Raw genomic sequence first — 15,551 nt, 5'->3', positions numbered from 1 at the left:
TTGGGGTTTTGACGATCAGGACGGAGGATGACGGGGATTTACTCTTCGGCCATCCTCCTTATCTTATTTTGAAAGGCAGGTTTAACGGATGAGATTGGGAACTACCAAGTGGCAGCGGAGCCTGTTTATCGCGGCGTTCATTCTCCCCACCTTTTTGTTCTTCTGCCTGTTTACGATTTATCCCGTCGTGCAGGCGATGTATTATTCGTTGTTCGATTGGTCGGGCTCGTCCGACAACAAAACGTTTATCGGGCTCGACAACTTCAAGGAAATGATTCACGACCCGATCATCTGGAACGCCATGGGCAACGACTACTTTCTCGTCGTCGGCAAAATCATCGGCATCATGATTTTGGCCACCTTTTTTGCCGTCGCCTTGACCCGCTTCCGGTTCAGGCTGTCGAACTTTTTCCGGTCCATCTTTTTTATCCCAAACGTCATTTCCGTCGTCGTCATCGGCGTCTTATGGAACTTCATTTACAATCCGCAAATCGGCTTTTTGAACGCGTTTCTGTCGCTGTTCACGAAAGAAAAGGTGGACATTACCTGGCTCGGCTTTACCAGCCATACGATTTGGATGCTCCTGCCTCCGGCGATCTGGGCCGGCATCGGCTTTTACATGATTCTGCTCATTGCGGCGATCCAGGGCATACCGGAATCCTATTACGAAGCGTCCAGCCTTGAAGGCGCGGGCCAGTGGGCCCAGTTCCGCCATATCACGCTGCCGCTCATCTGGGAACAAATGAAGGTATCGATCCTGAACATCATGATGACGACGCTGAACGGCTCGTTCGTCATCGTCATGATCATGACAAACGGCGGTCCGGACAACTCGACCCAGGTCATGGGTTCCTACTTGTACCAAATGGCTTTCAGCCAATACCATTTCGGTTACGGCGCAGCCATCGGCGTACTGATTCTGATCGTTTCGCTCATCACGACCGTCGTCCTGCAGCGCCTGATGCGCCAGGAAACGATCGAAATCAGCTGATCTTATATGCCCGGGAGGAACGTATTATGAAATCAGGCGGTTTACATCCTATCTATAAAATCCTGTTTTATGCCATTCTCGTCATTTGGGGGCTGTCCGTGCTTTATCCGCTGCTGTGGACGCTGCTCGACGCGCTCAAAAACAACGATCAGTTTTTCCGCAAAATGCCCTGGTCCCTGCCGGACGTTCCGCTCCTCTGGAGCAACTTTACCTACGTATGGAGCGAATTCAGCTTCGATAAATATTTCGTGAATTCCGTCGTCGTCACCATCGGCTCGACGCTGCTGGGGTTGTTTTTGGCCGCTTCGACGGCTTACGTGCTTGCAAGATACCCGTTTAAAGGCAGCAACGTGCTTTATCTCATTTATATCGCGTCCATGATGATCCCGTTCAGCCTGGCGCTGATTCCGCTGTTTTTCTTGCTCAATTCGATGCATCTGACCAATTCGTCCTTCGGACTGATCCTGGTGTATGCCTCCACCCTGATCGCCTTCGGCGTTTTCGTGCTCGTCGGCTTTTTCAAAAGTTTGCCCAAAGAACTCGAAGAAGCGGCCGCGATTGACGGCGCCTCGTATTTCGGCATCTTTTTCAGGGTGATGCTTCCGCTCTCCCAGCCCGGATTGATTACGGTCGGCATCGTCAACGTGCTGAACATCTGGAACGAATACATCATCGGCACGATCCTCGTCAACGATCCGGACCATTATACGCTTCCCGTCGGGATCGCGATGATGCAGGCGCAGATGCAGTACCGTACCGAATGGGGTCCGCTGTTCGCGGGACTGCTCATTACGATGGTACCGGTGCTGGTCGTCTACATGTTCTTCCAGCGCCAGATCGCGAGCGGAATTACGGCCGGCGCCATTAAATAAGGCCAAGCTTGGTCAGCCGGATGCAGCTTCGCACACATTAAAAAAGCGGATGAACAAGCCTTAGTTTTGGTTTTTCCATGCTAAGGTTATTGTTTTTTTCCAAGGGCGAAAAAGGGAGCGTTACTTACGTGTCAAAGACAATCCGAAAACTGCTGGTCATGAACATCCTCAGTTCGATCATCTCCATCTATATTTCGATTTTTGTGAATCTCTACATTTGGGAATCCGATCATGGCATTGGCGACGTTTCCCTTTATAACGCATCGATGTACGTCTGCTGGGGGCTGACGTTTGCGCTGGCCTCGAGGATGAACAGCCGCTTCTCCATCAGGCCGCTGCTCGCTTTGTCCGCCTTATGCGGCGGTTTGGCGTTCTTATATTTGATGACCGTCCATTTGGAGTCCCGCATGCTCTGGATCGTGCTGCTTGGCGTCCCGGTCGGCATGATGTTCGGTTTATCCCAATCCTCGCAAAATTTGAGCATCGCGCTGCAGGGCAAGGAAAACGAGCTCGCGCCGTATTTCGCCGCCGTCAATATCACCTCGCAGGTTTTGAACATGGCCGTGCCGATTTTTTCCGCCGCAGTGATCGAATGGTTCGGCTACAACGGCTCCTTTGTCGCCATGCTTCTTTTTATTGCGGCCATGCTCGCCTATTCGGCAAAAATGCCGAAAATATACGTGCAGGTTCGGCCGGCAGCCCACGGGGAGCGGATCAAGGAGCCTTTTTACGCCTTGGGCTTCCGGACCGCCTTCAGCTATCCGGGCGCCAAATGGGTCCTGCTTTCCCTGCTTGCGGCAGGATTGTTTTTGCAGTTTCAAAATATGTTCGCATTGCTTTTTACGTTTTCGGTCACGCAAAACAAGATGCTGATCGCCGTGTTGAATCTATTGTACACGTTATCCTCTTTGCTTGGATTATGGCTGTACCGGAGAATCCGCCTCCATGAAATGCGCTGGCTCTGGATCGGCACGCTGCTGCTTGCCGCCGGCTTTTTGATCGCGCTGCTGCATCATCCCGCCATGCTGATCGCCTCCAACCTGCTCACTTCCGTGGGGATGTTTTATTTCTCGATCGTATGGAATGCGCAGCAGTTCAAATACATCAAACATTTGTCCCCCGGGACCAAACGCAGCTTTCTGGTGTGGCGGGAATGCATCCTGGTACTGACCCGCTGCGTCCTGCTGGGACTTACCTTTTCGCTGACCGAAATCAAAGGCGCTGCCTTTGTCGTTATCGCAGGTTTGGCCGTCGCCTGCCTGATCGCGATCCCCGTGTTCCAAAAATGCGCCGGCAGGGAAAACGGCAAGCTCGGCCCGCCGCATTCCCCGGAGCCCGAACCTGCAGCGATGCCATAGGCGATGCCAGAAAAAAAAAGACTCCCGCCGGCTCAGGTTTTGAACCGGGATAGGGAGTCTTTTAACGTTCCTGACAGCACCTGGAGTTTTCTGGACAGCTGGACCAGCCCCGAGCTGATGCCAAGCTGTTCCGTGCTGAGCGAAGCCACCTCTTCGGAGGTTGCCAGGGATTGATCCGACACGCTGCTCACGCCGGCCATCGCATCCGACAGCAGAAGCTGGGACTGCTCCAATTCGAGGATGGAGCCGTTCACCAGCGCCAAATGCCCCATCAGCTCGTTCATTTGCGCGCCAACCTGGTTAAACAGCATGTCGGCTTGTTTCACGGAGGCGATTTGCTCCATGAAAATCGGGCCGGACTCCTGCAAAACCTGCGCGGTTTCGCCGATCTCGCGAAGTATGGCCCCGGTGATCGGACGGACGGCGTCCACGGATCGTTTCGCCTCCTCGGAGAGCTCGCGGATTTCGTCCGCTACAACCTTGAAACCTTTGCCGTAGCTCCCAGCCCGGGCCGCTTCGATCGTTGCGTTGAATGACAGGATGTTCGTCTGCTTCATCAGCTGCGTCAACATTTCGAGCACTCCGGAGATGGATTCCGTGCTTTGCTGCAGTTTGGCCACTTTCCCGGTCATGATGCCGATTCGTTCTTCCATATCCCCGGTTTTGGCGATCAGTCCGGCCATATATTCCGTTCCCGTCCGGCTCGTTGCGTTGACGTCCTCCGCCAGCATGCGCATGTCCCTGCTCGTTCGCACCAGCATTTCGGTCTGTTCTTGGGACCGCTGCGCAAGCTGCTTCCCGCGTTCGGCCTCGCTTGCCAGCCCTTCTCCACCCCGAGCGATTTCGGAGGTGGCGGACGCGATTTCCTTGGCCGTTTCCGCCGTGTTCAGGGACACGTACGAAAGCTCCCCCGCCATCTCCCGCATCTCGTCCGCGGACCGCTCCGCCTGCTCGACCAGACCGGTCAGGTGCCGCATCATTTCGTCGAAGCTTCGGCCGACCTGTCCGATTTCGTCCCTGGAGACGGCATCGGTTCGAACCCGCAGGTTCCCTTCCGCTCCCTGCTTCATCAATTCCCGGAGGCGGCCAAGCGGTCTGCCGATCATCCGGGCGACCAGCCATCCGATGGCGACGGCAAGCGCAAATGCGCAGGCCAGCACCCATATCGTCGCTTGAAAGATGCGTTTCGTATCCTTCACCATCTCGCCGACCGGAATCATCCCGATCGTGAACCAGCCGTTGATTTCCGACTTGGCCATCACCACCTGCTTCGACCGGTCCGGCGCAAGGAAAGCGTATTTCGGCTTGCTCATCCCTTCGGGAGGCAGCGAAATACCGGACGTACGTCCCAGCTGCGAGGCACTCTCGCTGTAGATCACCTGATTTTGGGGACTGATGACCTGGATGCTGCCGCCGTCGCCCATCCCCACATGCTCCACCTGATCCTTGATCGCAGCCAGATCGATATCGATTAGGATGACGCAGTAACCCCGCGAGGCCCCTTCGCCGGAAATGACCCGGCCGAGCGTAATGGTTGGATTCGTATTCCGGTTTCCGTCCAGATTGTGGTGGATCCAGACGGAGCGGCCGCCATTTTCGGCAATTTGCTTGAACCAGTCCTCGTTGCCGTAATTTTTGCTCGCCAGCAGGCCGGAACGCGTCGGAATGACCGTACCGTCGGTTTCCAGCACCTCTATCGAAGTGATGTACGCATCCGAAAACATATACGACTGCAAAATTTCATCCAACCGATCGGCAAGCCGCGTATATTCCGCCGGTTCGTTTTTTTGCTGAAGCAAATCCAGGACCGTCTCCTGCATCGCTTTATCCACCAGCATCTGCATTAGAATCTTGTCGAAGGAATGAAACAAAAAGTCGAGCTTTTGGCTCGTTTGCACCGCGGTTTCCAAATACGCCCCCGTCACTTCGCGTTCCAGCGCCCTTTTGGAAATGCGATAAGATACCGCGCCGGTCACCGCCACAAAAACCATAACGGCCGCAATCATCATCAGCGCGATTTTCGTTCCGATCGACCGCAGCGGATTCCAGCGGAACGATTCCTTGAAAGCTCTTTCCGACATCGGCATGCCCCCCTATTGTATCGTACCGTTTTTTGGAAGCGGCATAACCTTACTATATCGGTCTTCAAGGGGATGCTCTATCGATTATCTTCTACATTTTCTCGAAATTATTCTCTTCTGAAAAACCGCCCGTCCCGGAATCGCCGCAAATGTTTGTGCCAATAATGGGAACATTGCCTTTTTAAGTTGACTATCCGCGTCACGTTCATCTACAATAGATTAGAAAAGCGTTTTAGGCGCATTTTCACAAAAGCGGACCGCCTTTTGAGGTGGTTTTTGCGGTTTTAGGATGACCGGCTTCGCGGAAACGAAAGATTTTTTAACAGGATTTTGCAGCGTTCGTCCAGCCGCTCCCGGTGCCGGCCGACCAACGGGACTCCCCGTTTTCGGTCCGGCGGAAGCGACTCTGCGAAGTTCGCAGCATCCTCTTTTTTAAGATAAATTTACAAGACAGGTGAAGAAAGAATGACAGCATCCAAAGATTACCGTATTCTGCTATATTATAAGTTCGTACAGATTCCAGATCCGGAGCAGTTTACTGCTGAGCATCTTCAATACTGCAAGGATCTGGGCGTGAAAGGACGCATTCTGATTGCCTCGGAAGGCATTAACGGAACGTTGTCCGGAACGGTGGAACAAACCGAGAAGTACATGAACGATTTGAAGGCGAACCCGCTGTTCTCCGACATCGTCTTCAAGATCGACGAAGCCGACGGCCATGCATTCAAAAAGATTTTCGTGCGCCACAGAAAAGAACTGGTTACGTTCCGTTACGAAAAACCGCTTGATCCGAACGTAATCGGCGGCAAAAGACTGTCTCCGAAGGAATGGCATGAGCTGCTGCAAAGAGACGACGTCGTCGTGATCGACGGACGGAACGATTATGAATACGAGATCGGCCATTTCCGGGGCGCGATTCGTCCGGAAGTTAAGTCCTTCCGCGAGTTCCCGGAATGGATCCGGAACAACCTCAGCGAATATAAGGACAAGAAGGTGCTTACGTACTGCACGGGCGGCATCCGCTGCGAAAAACTCACCGGATTCCTCATTCACGAAGGCTTCAAGGATGTCAACCAGCTTGAAGGCGGCATCGTGACCTACGGTAAAGATCCGGAAGTCAAAGGACATCTGTGGGACGGAAAATGTTACGTGTTCGACGAGCGCATTTCGGTTCCGATCAACCGCACGGAAGAAGACGTGGTGATCGCAAAATGCCATCACTGCGGCACGACGGAAGACCGTTACATCAACTGCGCGAACCCGGTTTGCAACAAGCAGCATGTATGCTGCCCGGATTGCGAGGAAAAACATCAATCCTTCTGCTCGGATGAATGCCGCGAAGCGGTTCTCGGCGTCAACGCGTAAAGAAAGGTTCCAAAAAAACGGCTTGTTCGTTCAAAACGAACAAGCCGTTTTTGTATGCCTTGCCGGCCGTTTCCGCGAGAAAACAACATGGGTTCCCCGTTGGGTCGGGACGTTTTGGGACAACATCCGGCTACCGGCCTCCTTCTTCCTCCAGCAAAATCTCCAGCATCTTCTCGCGGTCGTTCATCATTTGGCGGGTAATGATGTAATGTTCCGTTTCCTCCAGCTCCACCTCGCGCATTCCCGATTCGTCGAGCAGCCAAATCTCCGCATGGGGATAAGACATCAAAATCGGCGAATGCGTGGCGATGACCAGCTGCGAATTTTGCTTGACGAGCTGATGGATGCGGGACAACATCGACATCTGCTTCAGCGGCGAAAGCGCCGCCTCCGGTTCGTCCATCAAATAAAGCCCCCGTCCCCCGAAGCGATGCATGAAGGTTGCGAAAAAGCTTTCGCCGTGGGACTGCTCATGGAGCGACTTGCCGCCGTAGGATTCCTTGATGGGGCGGCCGCCCCCCTCAAGATCCAGCTTGTCGATCGTCGTCGCCACGTTATAGTAGCTTTCCGCCCGGAAAAAAAATCCGTCCTTCGGCCGCACCGCGCCGCGAACGAGCCGCAAATACCGGTACAGCTCCGAATGGGAAGCCATCGTCTCAAAGGCGAAGTTTTGCGTCCCGCCCTCCGGGTTGAACCCCCACGCGATGGCCAACGCTTCGACCAGCGTCGATTTGCCCGAGCCGTTTTCGCCGACGATAAACGTGACCGGCTTCCGGAACGACAGGCTGGCCAGATCATGCACCGCGGGAAGGTTAAATGGATACGTCCGGAAGGACGGCACCTCGTCCCTTTTCAGCATCATGCTGCGCAAATAAAGCGAACGCGGGTCCAGCATTCGGCCCTCAGCCTCCTTTCCACCCGATCCGTTCCTTGTGAAAAAGGGCATCATCCACCCTCAAACTCCGGTAGGAATGATGCCCTTGCGATAGGCTTGTCCGAAAATTACAGCAGTTCTTTGCGAAGCTGCTCGGCCGATTTCGGCGACAGCAGGCCGAACGGAATATCGAACACCGTTTTGGCGCCTTTGTCTCCTTGAGCGGACAGCTTGGCTGCGGCACGCGCATAAGCGACCAGCACGCTCGCGGTAAATTCGGGGTTGCTGTCCAGCTTGAGGCCGAACTCGATGATTTGGGTGCTGTTTTCGCCGGTGCGTCCGCTGCGAAGCACGGTACCGCCGTGAGGCATCGCCGAGTGGTTCGCCTTCAGCTCCTCTTCGCTGATAAAGTTCACGGTCGTGTCATAGTCGGCGAAGTAGTTCGGCATTTCTTTGATTTCTTTTTCGATGCGGGCCACATCCGCGCCTTCCTCCGCAACGACAAAACATTCGCGAAGATGCTTTTGGCGGGTGCTCAGCTCCGGATTTTCCCCGGCGCGCACTTTGGCTACCGCTTCTTCGACCGGAATGGTGTACTGCACGCCGTTTTTAACGCCCTCCACGCGGCGGATCGCATCGGAGTGGCCTTGGCTGACGCCGCGTCCCCAGAACGTATATTCCTTGCCTTCCGGCAGGATGGCTTCCGCCAGCATCCGGTTCAGCGAGAACAGGCCCGGATCCCAGCCCGTGGAAATGACGCTGACATGGCCGGACGCAGCCGCTTCGGCGTCGACGGCCGCAAAATATTCGGGAATGCGCGCATGCGTGTCGAAGCTGTCGACGGTATTGAACCATTTCGCGAATTGGGGTCCCTGTTCAGGCAAGTCGGTCGCAGATCCTCCGCACAGAATCATCACGTCGATTTTGCCGATATATTTTTCCGCTTCCGAAATATGTACAACCGGCACGCTAGCCTCTACGCCGTTGGGCTCGCGGCGGGTGAAAATCGCTTCAAGCCGGATGTCCGGGTTTTGCCGGATCGATTTCTCCACGCCTTTCCCGAGATTTCCGTATCCCACAATACCAACCGTAATTTGTTTCATATAATCCTCCCAAAGCAAGCAATATAGTGTCTTTTCTATTTCTGACCTCTATTATAAACGGAATTGCGGATACATGCCATTCGATGTGAGGAAAAGCACAAATTTTTGGCATAAAAATGCAGGGACGTCTGCCCCTGCACAGCGTAAACGATGCTTCCGCATCCAGGTCCGGATGCAACAATTTCCATGGTTAAAACGCTCCCGTCCCCCCGCCGTCGCCGCCTCCACCGCCGCCGTCGTAACCTCCCCCGCTGTCGCCGGAACTATAGAGAGGGCGGGGAGGGATGAAGTTCAAGTGGCTTTGCGTATACGCAAGCGACGACAGCAATTCGGCATGCAGCAGAACCGGCAATGCCGCGGCGGATAAAACCGTGCCGGCCGCATCTTTTTTCTCCATATTTTTTAAGTATTTCGGCACGACCCCAAGCAGAACCGCATCCTCCGCCTCCCGTTCCGCCGCGGCCGCGTCTCCGGTTGGAGCGTCTCCGCCCTTGGCCAGTCTTTTTTTTGACTTTTTAAGCGCGAAACGGTATTTCAGCATCTCCGTCGACAGGATCGTTCTCGGCATCAGCGCCGCGAACAGTAGCGAGCTCAGCACGAAGATCAGGTACGCATCCATCCCCTGCTCATGCGTCAGCTGGGCTCCGGCGAAGAAGCAGCCGGTCAGATAGGCGACCAGCCACCATTTGTTTTTGGATTTGACGCAGGCGAAGATGCCGGCAATCCCGATCAGTACGGCAACCGTGACGATAGCCGCGGCGGATGCGGCATCGGCGTAAAACAGGTAAAGAAGCAGCCCGTAATGAACGATCACGGTCAGCGGCGCAAGCAGTTTAAGAAGCCCGTTAAATCTGACCTCGCGGGCGTACGGCTCCGTCTTTGCCAGGATGCTGCACCATTGTTGAAAGTTTTTGGCGTGTTTCGCCGCCTGAAGGCGGTATTTCATAATCTGCTTCTGATCCTGTTTTTCCTTAAAGGTCGGAAAGGCGACCGAATCCAAACGAAATGCCCTTTTTTCGCCGAAAAGCCAATGGATCAGCTGCCGGTCGGCGGCATTCAGCTGATCCGCTTTTCCTCGAAGCGTAAATTCCAGCGTCGCGTCGGGAGCGGTCGGCTCCTCCAAAAAGCGTTTGGACGCTTGGACCTCTTTGACCGTCACGTGCCCCCTGCTCCGCAAAGACAGCAGCCCCGCGATGAAATCCTGGGATTTCAGCTTTCCTTTGCGAAGAACATAGGTTTTCATCAGGGGGTCCAGTTCTTCCAGCTCCCGCTTCGTTACGCTTCTATGCCCGAACCAGGCCGACAGGGTTCTGACGGACAGCACGTTGTACATCAAGGCGCCCAGCAGGGCGACCGCCGTCAGGACGCGAAGGACGTTGCCGGCTTGCCCCATCTTCGCATCGCGCGCCTTGAGCCGCGCTTCCGCCTTCTGCTCTTTTTGAAGAAGCTCGGAAGCAGAGACCTTTTTTTCGCTCGCCGTCATCTGCGACAGCTGCTCCTGCGGAAAAAAGATCGACAAATGCGCATCCCCGCGTTCGGACAGCACCGGGTTTTCATAATGAACCGCCGATTCGCCCCCGGCCGTGACCGTCCCGCCCGTGCGGTCAAGCAAATAGGCATGGACATCGGCCTTGCCGTCACCGGAAGGCAAAAACACATCGAGCGTGACGTGATGAAGCTCCTGCTTGTTGTTTTTGAAAAAGCGCCAATCCAGCTGTCCCACATCGCTGTATCTAACGGCGGCCTTGTCGATCCGGTAGCGGTAATAAACCCGCTTCGTTTCGTCTTTGGCGGCATCATAGACGTAGTAAGTTTCATTTTCGCCGTTCCATTCGGTCTTCAGGCGTTCCAAATGTTCATATGAAAACTCCCCGAGCTTTTTGCCCTCCGGCGGAACATAAGCTTCGAAAAATTCGATCCCGTCGTGCTCTCCCGGAGAAACGGCCCGGGTCACACCTTCGTAATCGCCTTTAAACGTATACGTGAACAGCTCTTCCACATATAAGTCCCCGTCAGGCGTAATATATGCTTTCGAATCGACGCGATCCATGGAATAGGCATCATTATCGCATCCCGCGATGACGATGGCCAAAAGGAGAGTCCCCAGCGCCAGCATCCATTTTTTCATCCGCTCACTCCCATCGTCTCTTTTCCCCAATGCCCGTTTTTTCTATTTTCCAGGCGTTTGCTTTATATATTAACAAATGCTCCGGGCGGTTCTTCAAGAGGAAAAGGTACCAATCTTGCTTGGGACGGGGAAGGCTTCGGATTGAAAAAGAGCGCGCGAAAAAACGGCCGCCGCCTGGGCGCAAGCCGGTTCAAGCGGAACGGGGGACGACCTCCCCCTATGCCTATACCTAAGCTTCGAGCGGCTCCACCGGAGCAAAACCGCCCGCCGGATCGAACCGGACACGGTGAGTAAAATGCCCCAGCAGCTGCAAATAAGACCCCGGGGCTACGTCCAGCCGGGACAACGTGTCCCGGTCGAGGCTGATGGACAACACGGTCACATACTCCTCCTGTCCCGAGTCCCGGTTCATTTTCGTGTCGCGGGCATGGATAAGCACCGTTTCGAGGGGCAATATCATAAGCAGCTCCCGGGCGATCCGTAGGACGCAGCCGCAAACGTATTCGTATTCCAAGGCGTTTCGAGCCTCCGCATCGAGCGGAGCAGCCGCCAGTTCCCCTTCTTCCGTAAGTCGTTTGGATGCAAGCGGAATGATCTGCCCCGAATGGACGTCCAATTCGACTTCAACCGTCTTCGGGTCCAGAACCACGAATTCCAATCCGCTTCCAAGGGCCAGCAGGTCATTCAGCGGGGCAAATTCCTCCAGCACCCGCAGATACGCGGTGCGATGGCCTTCCATAATGTCGCGGGCAAAATCGGTCGCGTGTTTCCATGCGGCATATTCCCGCCGGTCCTGCTCCTTTGCCTGCGCCAGCTGCTCCTCCAGCTCCTGCCGGATGGCGGCATCCTGTTTCAGAAGTTTCTGCAGCCGCGTCGGCTTAAACTCGGCATAACGCGTTTCCGCCGCCTGTTCGCGCGGACCTTTTTCCCCTCGGCGGAACGGAGGCGCCAATGAAGCGATCCGGCTCCAGTCGACCGCTTCGCCGCAAACGTGGTGAACAGATTTGATCAGCTCCAGCCGATCGGCGTACCTCTCCGCTTCCAAAGCGGCTTTGCCGGCTTCGCCCCCTTCCGGCCCTTTTTGACGCCAAACATGCCGGGCCAAAAGCTCCTCGCGCCTGCGGCACGGTCCGCTTGTCTTTTGGCGATGAAAAAACGGCTCCATGAACGTTGGCTCAGGATGTTGTTCTGTCATTAGGTCTGGTTTGTACCCCATATCGTCGTTCTCCTCATATAAAATCTATGATGAATCACAGATTAATAGGTCAAATATACTAGTCCTTATGCTGGTACATTTCGCCATACCCTCCGAAATTCCTTCATAAATCCGTTAAAAGTACATCCTTTTTTAGGGCTTCGCACCAACGAACCCATAAAAAAACGCTTGGCTCGCGCCAAGCGTTGCGTCGTAGTGAGGGAAGCGTTTTTCGCTACAGCGCCAGCAGCTCGCGGATTTCCTGCTCCGTCAGCGCCGTTTGGCTCTGTTCCCCCGGTTCCATCACTTCTTTGATCAAGTCTTTTTTGCGCTGTTGCAGCTCCACCATTTTCTCCTCGACGGTACCTTTCGTGACGAGCCGGATGACCTGCACCACGTTTTTTTGGCCCATCCGGTGGGCACGGCCCGCCGCCTGCTCCTCGACCGCGGGATTCCACCACAGATCGTACAAAATGACGGTGTCCGCTCCGGTCAGGTTCAGTCCGGTGCCGCCGGCTTTCAGCGAGATCAGGAACACGTCGTGTTCGCCGGCGTTAAAGCGGCTGCAGATGTCCACCCGCTCTTTGGCCGGCGTTTGGCCGTCCAGGTAAAATGCGGGAATGCCAAGCTTGCCGAGTTCGCTGCGGATGATGCGCAGCATGCTCGTAAACTGGGAGAAAATGAGGATGCGCCTGCCGCTTTCCAGACAGTCCTGCGCTACCTCGAGCAGCTGCTGCAACTTGCCGGATTCCCCCTCGTAGCCGTCGACGAACAGCGCCGGGTGGCAGCACAGCTGGCGAAGCCGGGTGATGCCGGCCAATATTTTCATCCGGCTGCGCTGAAAGCCTTCGAATTCAAGGTCGCGGATCGTTTCCTCCTTGAACTCTTCCAGGTAGGCGGCATACAGCTTTTTCTGATCCCTGGACAGCTCCGAGTGCCGCACCGTTTCGATGCGTTCGGGCAGCTCTTCAAGCACCTCCGAGCGCAGGCGCCGCAAAATGAAGGGCCGCACCATCCGGGCAATCCGGTCCCGGGACAACCCGCGGAAATTTTTCAAGCCCGAAAAAAGCCCCGGAAAAACGGCGTCGAAAATCGACCACAGCTCGTCCACCGAATTTTCGATCGGCGTGCCTGTCAGCGCAAATCTGCATCCGGCGGTTATTTCGCGGACCGCCTGGGCGGTTTGGGTCGAGGCGTTTTTGATCGCTTGCGCCTCGTCCAAGATGAGGGTGCTGAACGCCATTTCCCTGTAGATCCGGATATCCTTGCGCAGCGAAGGATACGAGGTGATGATGACGTCGGCATCGGATTCCCCGGCGGCGTCTTCGCCGCCCTCCTGTACGTCCGTTTCGCTATCCGCATCCGCCATGCGCAGCAGCATTTCGCTTCGTTCCTTCCTTGCGCCCAGGGCCACCTCTACCTTAAGCGACGGGGCAAAGCGGCAGAATTCCTGCTCCCAGTTATATACGAGCGACGCCGGCGCAACGATCAGCGCGGGTTTGCGAGTCGCCTGCCCGCGAGCCTCCGACAAAAGGTAGGCGATGCTCTGCAGCGTTTTCCCCAGCCCCATATCGTCGGCCAAAATGCCCCCGAATCGGTAAGAGCCGAGCGTTTTCAGCCATTGAAAGCCTTCTTTTTGGTAATCGCGCATAACGGAGGCGAGTTCGGCCGGAACCTCAAACTCCCCGTGCTGCGGATGGAGCATATGGTCAAGCAGGACGCGCAGCGATTTTCCGAGCTTGAGGCTGCCGTGATCCCGGTCCCGCAGCTGAAGGCTCCTGAACAGGGGAAGCTCCATGCGGCTTCCGGCGAGGTCCCCTTTCCTCATGCCCAGCTCGTCGTACAGCTCGCCGAACAATTGGAAAGCCTCTCCCTCAAGCGACAAATACGTACCTTCGGCAAGCCGGTAAAATTTCTTTTTTTCCACGATGCTGAGCAAAATGTTGCGGATTTCCTTTTCGCTGATGCCGTCCAGCTCGAAGCTGATCTCCAGCCAATTGGTCGTCTCGTTGGTATCCGCCTTGATTTTGGGCGCCTTGCGGCCGGTATGGATCATCTGCTTGACGCTGTCCGTCGCATAGACCTCGACCCACGAATCCAGCTTCGGAAGCAGATGGAACAGCACGTCGTATACGCTGTCCTCCTCCGCCAAATCCAGCTGCCACGCTTTGTCCAGGCGGATAAAGTCGCTTTCGTTCAGCGCGTCCAGCAGCTTTTTCTCCTTTTCCGAATCCCTGACGAGGATCAGGTCGGCATGTTTCCGCGTTTCCCAATCGCCCGCTAGCGCGTCGATCACGATCCCGCCGTACACGAACTCCGCTCTGGCATGCAGCGCGGCCTCGTCCCGGTCGAGATAGAGTTTCGCGGACAACGCGGGCTGGACGATGCGGTCACGGATCGCCGGATCCACGGACACCCGGCCGATGCTGCGCAATCCCGGGACGACCTTCTCCATCAACGCATCCATTTGATGCGGGGATACGTGGATTTTCGTATGATCGTGACGGTATAGGAGCGACTTCATCTCGGACAGCAGATAAAGCTCCCGTTCCGGCAGCAGGTACACCTTCCCCTCCAACACGGCGCAGCGGTAGGCGTTCATTACCGTCACCCTTTTGAGGCCCCGGATTTCAAGGCCGTAGGCCTCGCCCGTGCCGCCGCCGATTTCGAACGAGACGGGAAGATTCCCCTCCGCCGCCTCCATCCGCGCAGGCTCGCCGAAGTCCCGTTCAAGGAAGGCGCCGGCGGCGATCAGCCGCGGCAGCAGCGTCTCCCATGCCAGAGGCGGAACCGTCAGCAGCCGCTGGTTTCCCGATGAGGCGAATCCGGCATAATACCGGCCCGTCTCGTCGTATGCGAATTCGCTGGCGGCAATGCGCAGCAGCTGCTCGATAACCGCCCAGTCTTCGTCCCGAAACGTATGCTTCGCGGGATCGTAGGTAAACAGCCTCGTAAACGGCAGCGGCCGTCCTTCTTCGATATGCAGCAGCAGCTGCCGGATGTTCTGGACAACGTACGTCCGCTTCAGCCCCACCTTCATTTCGATTTTGAATTTGGGCTCGGGCAGGTATTCGTCGGTGATTTTGCATATGAATTCGACGCTAAGGGTTTCCTTCAAGGCGTTCGCAAGCCTTTGCCCCGCTTTGATGCGCCTTTGGTCCGCGGCTTTGCCGAACAAATCAATCAAACCGCCGGTCAATCGGATGTCTCGGGAAGTCACGCCGGGCGTCGGGAGCGGCACCACTTCGCCTTTTCCCCGGTTCTCCCGCGCTCCGTTTTTCTCCTCGTCCAGCATCAGAATCAGCACGGCCGCAATGTGCTTGCAGTACGGATAATAACCGCCGTAAGCGCCGCATTCGCATTCCGCATGGAAGTCCGCCCCGTCAATGTCGATATGGACGTGATATACTTCATGGTCCTGCACGACGGCCCGGCTGCAGCGGTCCTCATCGTCGCGCTCCGCGACCATGACCTGTCCCTGCTCGACCATCGCCTCGCCGCGTTTATAGCCCGTGACGCCGCACAATGTCCTGATTCGTTCAGCGGTAAATGCCAGCATGAATGTATCCTTTCCGAAGCGTATT

The 15,551-nt window shown here is 55.7% G+C and carries 10 protein-coding genes; 4 read left to right on the top strand and 6 right to left on the bottom strand.

The window, feature by feature from the left end; all coding sequences use genetic code 11:
* Nucleotides 1-88: 88 nt before the first annotated feature.
* The 3 genes from AC27KL_RS20205 (at nucleotide 89) to AC27KL_RS20195 (ending at nucleotide 3,221) form a co-directional block, all read left to right on the top strand.
* Nucleotides 89-991: a carbohydrate ABC transporter permease gene (locus AC27KL_RS20205; RefSeq protein ID WP_036712436.1), complete on the top strand. Its 903-nt coding sequence runs from the start codon at nucleotides 89-91 to the stop codon at nucleotides 989-991.
* Nucleotides 992-1,017: 26 nt separating this feature from the next.
* The gene (locus AC27KL_RS20200; protein ID WP_487170796.1) at nucleotides 1,018-1,863 is read left to right on the top strand and encodes a carbohydrate ABC transporter permease; all 846 of its coding nucleotides are present in this window, start codon (nucleotides 1,018-1,020) and stop codon (nucleotides 1,861-1,863) included.
* 128 nt (nucleotides 1,864-1,991) lie between these two features.
* A complete protein-coding gene (locus AC27KL_RS20195) occupies nucleotides 1,992-3,221 on the top strand; it encodes an MFS transporter (RefSeq protein WP_487170795.1) in 1,230 nt (409 codons plus the stop codon).
* A gap of 32 nt (nucleotides 3,222-3,253) precedes the next feature.
* Here AC27KL_RS20195 and AC27KL_RS20190 read toward each other — a convergent pair whose 3' ends face one another.
* Entirely contained in the window at nucleotides 3,254-5,302 is a 2,049-nt protein-coding gene (locus AC27KL_RS20190) for a methyl-accepting chemotaxis protein (RefSeq protein WP_487170794.1), read from the bottom strand.
* 465 nt (nucleotides 5,303-5,767) lie between these two features.
* On the opposite strand from AC27KL_RS20190, the gene trhO reads away from it, so the two are divergent.
* The gene (trhO, locus tag AC27KL_RS20185; RefSeq protein ID WP_339323979.1) at nucleotides 5,768-6,667 is read left to right on the top strand and encodes an oxygen-dependent tRNA uridine(34) hydroxylase TrhO; all 900 of its coding nucleotides are present in this window, start codon (nucleotides 5,768-5,770) and stop codon (nucleotides 6,665-6,667) included.
* A gap of 130 nt (nucleotides 6,668-6,797) precedes the next feature.
* On the opposite strand, the gene AC27KL_RS20180 is transcribed toward trhO, so the two are convergent.
* From AC27KL_RS20180 to AC27KL_RS20160, 5 genes are all read right to left on the bottom strand, one after another.
* Nucleotides 6,798-7,562 carry an AAA family ATPase gene (locus AC27KL_RS20180; RefSeq protein WP_487170793.1) on the bottom strand — a complete coding sequence of 255 codons (765 nt, stop codon included), beginning with the start codon at nucleotides 7,560-7,562 and terminating at the stop codon, nucleotides 6,798-6,800.
* Between the two features lie 107 nt (nucleotides 7,563-7,669).
* Nucleotides 7,670-8,644, bottom strand: coding sequence for a diaminopimelate dehydrogenase (locus AC27KL_RS20175; RefSeq protein ID WP_339323977.1), 975 nt, complete (start codon nucleotides 8,642-8,644; stop codon nucleotides 7,670-7,672).
* 190 nt (nucleotides 8,645-8,834) lie between these two features.
* On the bottom strand, nucleotides 8,835-10,772 hold the full coding sequence (locus tag AC27KL_RS20170; protein WP_487170792.1) for a DUF2207 domain-containing protein: 1,938 nt from the start codon (nucleotides 10,770-10,772) through the stop codon (nucleotides 8,835-8,837).
* A 229-nt stretch (nucleotides 10,773-11,001) separates the two neighbouring features.
* On the bottom strand, nucleotides 11,002-11,988 hold the full coding sequence (locus AC27KL_RS20165) for a hypothetical protein (protein WP_487170791.1): 987 nt from the start codon (nucleotides 11,986-11,988) through the stop codon (nucleotides 11,002-11,004).
* 214 nt (nucleotides 11,989-12,202) lie between these two features.
* Nucleotides 12,203-15,526 carry a DEAD/DEAH box helicase gene (locus AC27KL_RS20160; RefSeq protein ID WP_487170790.1) on the bottom strand — a complete coding sequence of 1,108 codons (3,324 nt, stop codon included), beginning with the start codon at nucleotides 15,524-15,526 and terminating at the stop codon, nucleotides 12,203-12,205.
* Nucleotides 15,527-15,551 lie beyond the last annotated feature (25 nt).

Source organism: Paenibacillus sp. YAE3 (assembly GCF_057546105.1).
Note: the sequence above shows the minus strand (reverse complement) of the source record. Positions and strands in the feature narration are given on the sequence as shown.

Bases quoted from the DNA above. Each gene is read 5' to 3' on its own strand.
- AC27KL_RS20205 (WP_036712436.1), top strand. From the start codon at position 89: ATGAGATTGGGAACTACCAAGTGGCAGCGGAGCCTGTTTATCGCGGCG.
- AC27KL_RS20170 (WP_487170792.1), bottom strand. From the start codon at position 10,772: ATGAAAAAATGGATGCTGGCGCTGGGGACTCTCCTTTTGGCCATCGTC.
- AC27KL_RS20175 (WP_339323977.1), bottom strand. From the start codon at position 8,644: ATGAAACAAATTACGGTTGGTATTGTGGGATACGGAAATCTCGGGAAA.
- AC27KL_RS20200 (WP_487170796.1), top strand. From the start codon at position 1,018: ATGAAATCAGGCGGTTTACATCCTATCTATAAAATCCTGTTTTATGCC.
- AC27KL_RS20190 (WP_487170794.1), bottom strand. From the start codon at position 5,302: ATGTCGGAAAGAGCTTTCAAGGAATCGTTCCGCTGGAATCCGCTGCGG.
- AC27KL_RS20160 (WP_487170790.1), bottom strand. From the start codon at position 15,526: ATGCTGGCATTTACCGCTGAACGAATCAGGACATTGTGCGGCGTCACG.
- trhO (WP_339323979.1), top strand. From the start codon at position 5,768: ATGACAGCATCCAAAGATTACCGTATTCTGCTATATTATAAGTTCGTA.
- AC27KL_RS20165 (WP_487170791.1), bottom strand. From the start codon at position 11,988: ATGGGGTACAAACCAGACCTAATGACAGAACAACATCCTGAGCCAACG.
- AC27KL_RS20180 (WP_487170793.1), bottom strand. From the start codon at position 7,562: ATGCTGGACCCGCGTTCGCTTTATTTGCGCAGCATGATGCTGAAAAGG.